This window comes from Rhodococcus sp. A14, assembly GCF_011603105.1.
GTDB lineage: Bacteria > Actinomycetota > Actinomycetes > Mycobacteriales > Mycobacteriaceae > Rhodococcus_F > Rhodococcus_F opacus.
The window spans coordinates 1-3,661 of sequence record NZ_JAAOQS010000219.1 but is presented as its reverse complement, the minus strand read 5'-3'; the positions used below and the strand labels follow the sequence as shown (position 1 = coordinate 3,661).

Genomic DNA, 3,661 nt, shown 5'->3' with positions numbered 1-3,661 from the left:
CGCAGGCCCCGATCAGGAACGCATGTTCCGCCTGGTGCTCGACACGATCATCACCGGCCTGGAAAGCCGGCTCACCGCCGATGGTGACGGCAAGGGCGTCGGCCGAGGCGATGCGCCCGAGGCGGCCCCGTGGACGGGCGAGCTCGGACTGCAATGCATAGGGAGGTAACCATCACATCCGGGCAGGCCCTGTCGACGCGGCCGCCCAAGAATTCAGACTCTGATCGGGATGACCTCGGCGCGGGGGCGGGTGTGGCATTACTGAACCGTCCTGGACGACGTGGAGGCCGCTGATCTAGCAAGGAGAATGTTGGTCATGCCTGCACCGAAGAAGTACGACATTTAGACCCAGGAGCGCGCAGTACGGATGTATCGGGACCGAATCCGCGAGCACGGAGGCCCGAAGATCGCCGCCCGTCGCCATGTCGGCGAGCTGCTCGATATCGCGCCGGCGACGCTGCGGAACTGGATCGAACGGGAGGAGACCCACCCCGCTCCCGGAGCATCGTCTGCAACACCCGACGTGTCGGACGAGGTTGCCCGCCTTCGCCGAGAAGTAGCCGAATTACGCAGAGTCAACGAGTTTTTGAAGACCGCGAGCGCGTTTTTCGCGGCGGCGGAGGTCGACCGCCGACTGCGGTGATCATCGACTATATCGACACTCACCGTTCCCGTTTCGGGGTCGACCCGATCTGCGCCGTGCTCACCGAGCACGGCATCAGCATCGCCTCGTCCACCTACTACAAGGCCGAGCAGCGCGGACGCATCTCGGACACCGAGCTGGCCGACGCCTACGCCGCGAGCGCCGTCCACACGGCGTTCGTCGCCAACAAGCGTGTCTACGGTGCCCGCAAACTCTGGCGGGTGATGAAACGCGCTGGTCAAGACATCGGGCGTGATCAGGTGGTCCGCCTGATGCGGATCGCCGGCATCGCCGGGGTCGTCCGCGGCCGCCGCCGCACGATCACTACCCAGCGCGATGATTGGGCGCCGCGGCACCCGGATCTGATCGAGCGGAAATGGGACGCGGCGCAGCGTCCGGACCAGAGGTGGGTCGCCGACTTCGCCTACGCGTGGACGCTGGCCGGGTTCGTCTACCCCGCGTTCTGCGTCGATGTCTACTCCCGCCGGATCCTGGGCCGGCGGGTGATGACCACCAAGGCCACGCCGCTGGTCAGCGCGACGCTCGAACAGGCGTTGTCCACCCGCAAGAGAGCCGATTTCCGTTTCACCGCAACAGATTTAGTACATCACTCGGATGCGGGCTCGCAATATACCTCACGGGTATTCGTCGACGGGCTGACCGAATCGGGCATCGCGGGCTCGATCGGCAGCGCCGGGGACGCCCTCGATAACGCGATGATGGAATCGACCATAGGGCTCTACAAGACCGAGTTGATCGACGGGACCGATTGTGGTCCGGGCGGGACGAGGTGGAGCGGGAGACTGCCGAGTGGGTTCGCTGGTTCAATGCGGACCGGTTGCATTCGTCGATCGACTACCTGTCGCCGATCGAGTACGAGACGCGCTACCGTGAACAGCGCCCCACCGCCGCCGCCTCGGTCCTCGAGGTGGCCTGAACGAAGTCTCCACTCGATCCAGGGCGGTTCAAACACTCCGAGGCCCCACCCACGCATCCGGTACCGCGAACGGGGCCATCTCGTGGAGATGCTGCGGCTGACCACGGGCATGTTCCGAGATGACCGGAGATCCGGCGGTCCGTGCTTCGAATCCATCACGCTTGGGCGTCGTCCCCGTGCTCCCGGTCCTGGAGACAACTCGGCGGGACCACATCTGCCGCGAATTGCCGCCATCACCGGCCCGACCGGAGGACAATGGAGTTCGCCGGAAACTTCACGCGTTGCCCGGGAAGGGAAACGGTCATGTCCGAGGAATCTGTGGTCAAACGCGGTGTGGCGCAAGGGTCCGCGATGGGTGGGGCGGTTCTGCTGGTCACCGTCGGTGTCCTCGAGCTACTCCAGGGCCTGTCCGCGATCTCCAAGGACGAGGTAATCGTCACCGGAGTCGACTACACCTACCAATTCGACCTCACCGCATGGGGGTGGACCCACCTGGTTCTCGGCGCGATCGTCACCGCCGCCGGAATCGCCCTGTTCACCGGTGCCACCTGGGCGCGAGGGGGCGCCATGGTGATCTGCGCAATCTCGATCATCGTCAACTTCCTCTGGTTGCCCTACTACCCCATGTGGGCGATCACGATCATCGCCCTCAACGCCGTGGTGATCTGGGCCGTCTCGACCTGGCACCCCGACAGAGACCGAGCCGCACGGCCATATCGACCGGCGAGATGAACGGCTAGCGACAACGAACAGTGCGACAGGCATTTCCGCAACCTATGAGGACGACGATGGGACAGGGGATTCATCATGCGAATCGAGGGTTGCGGCCTCACGACACGACCTCGCGCCACGGCGATATCGACCGGGTGTGAGGCGTGGCCGCCATGACGTGGGCGCTGCCCGCGATCGCCGTGGTCCTGCTCGGCTTCGCGGGGATCTCCCGGCGCGTTGCGGGCACGCCGATCACCGCCCCGATCGTCTTCACCGTCACCGGGCTCCTGCTCGGCGTGGAGGCGGCCGGCGTGGTCGACGTGCACGCCACCGCCGAGATCGTCAAACTGCTCGCCGAGGTGACCCTGGCGTTGGTGCTGTTCTCCGACGCTGCACACGTCGACCTGGCCGAACTCCGCACCGAGATCTCCTTACCTGCGCGACTTCTCGGTATCGGTCTGCCGCTGACCATCGCGGCCGGATTCGGTGCCGCCGCGATCGTGCTCGGCGATCTCGCCTGGCCCGAGGCGTTGCTGCTCGCGGTGATCCTCGCCCCCACCGACGCCGCGCTCGGTCAGGCCGTGGTCACCCTCCCCGTGCTGCCGATGCGGATACGCCAGGGCTTGAACGTCGAAAGCGGCCTCAATGACGGTATCTGTGTGCCATTGTTCCTGATCGTGCTCGCGATCGCGCAAGCCGAAGCGGGCGCGATCGGCGATGGTGCGGCCGCCCGTCTGGTCACCGAGCAGATCGGATACGGGGTCGTCGCCGGGGTCGTGGCAGGCGTACTCGCCGCCACGGTCCTGGTGACGGCCGGTCGGCGCCACGCCCTCGACCCACTGTGGGCGCACACCGTGCCGGTGACCGCAGCACTGCTCGCCTACACCGCCGCCGTGCCGCTGGGCGGTTCCGGATTCATCGCCGCGTTCGTCGGCGGACTGACCTTCGGCGCACTCCGGCGCCGCGCCGACGTCGACGACGACGCCGGGCATATGATCGACGAGACCGGTGACCTGTTCAGCGCCGTGACCTTCATCGTCTTCGGCGCCGTGCTGCTCGGTCCCGCACTCGGGAGTCTCTCCTGGGCCGTGCTCGGGTACGCCGTCGTGAGCCTGACCGTCGTCCGGATGATCCCCGTCGCACTGTCCCTTGTCGGCACCCACCCACGCGCCCCGACCCTGGCCTTTCTCGGCTGGTTCGGGCCCCGCGGCCTCGCCACCATCGTCTTCGCCATCCTCATCGTCGAAGAACCGGGCGAGCTACCCCACGAAGAACTACTCCTGACCACCGCGGTTATCACGATCGCACTCTCCGTCCTGGCGCACGGACTCACCGCCGCCCCCCTCGCCGCCCGCTACGCCGCCTGGGCC

Annotated in this window: 2 protein-coding genes, 1 pseudogene and 1 other annotated feature; all 3 genes and pseudogenes read left to right on the top strand. The window is 66.6% G+C overall.

Annotated elements, in window-relative coordinates:
• The first annotated feature begins 367 nt into the window (after positions 1 to 367).
• Positions 368 to 1,580: pseudogene (locus tag G9373_RS44770) on the top strand (IS3 family transposase).
• Positions 601 to 732: a sequence feature (AL1L pseudoknot), on the top strand. (Overlaps the previous pseudogene by 132 nt.)
• A gap of 303 nt (positions 1,581 to 1,883) precedes the next feature.
• Positions 1,884 to 2,312, top strand: coding sequence for a hypothetical protein (locus G9373_RS44765; RefSeq protein WP_043789517.1), 429 nt, complete (start codon positions 1,884 to 1,886; stop codon positions 2,310 to 2,312).
• Positions 2,313 to 2,464: 152 nt separating this feature from the next.
• Positions 2,465 to 3,661: cation:proton antiporter (locus G9373_RS44760; RefSeq protein ID WP_167121239.1), on the top strand; the 1,197-nt coding region annotated here is incomplete at its 3' end.

Coding starts and splice junctions, on each gene's coding strand:
- G9373_RS44765 (WP_043789517.1), top strand. CDS start 1,884: ATGTCCGAGGAATCTGTGGTCAAACGCGGTGTGGCGCAAGGGTCCGCG.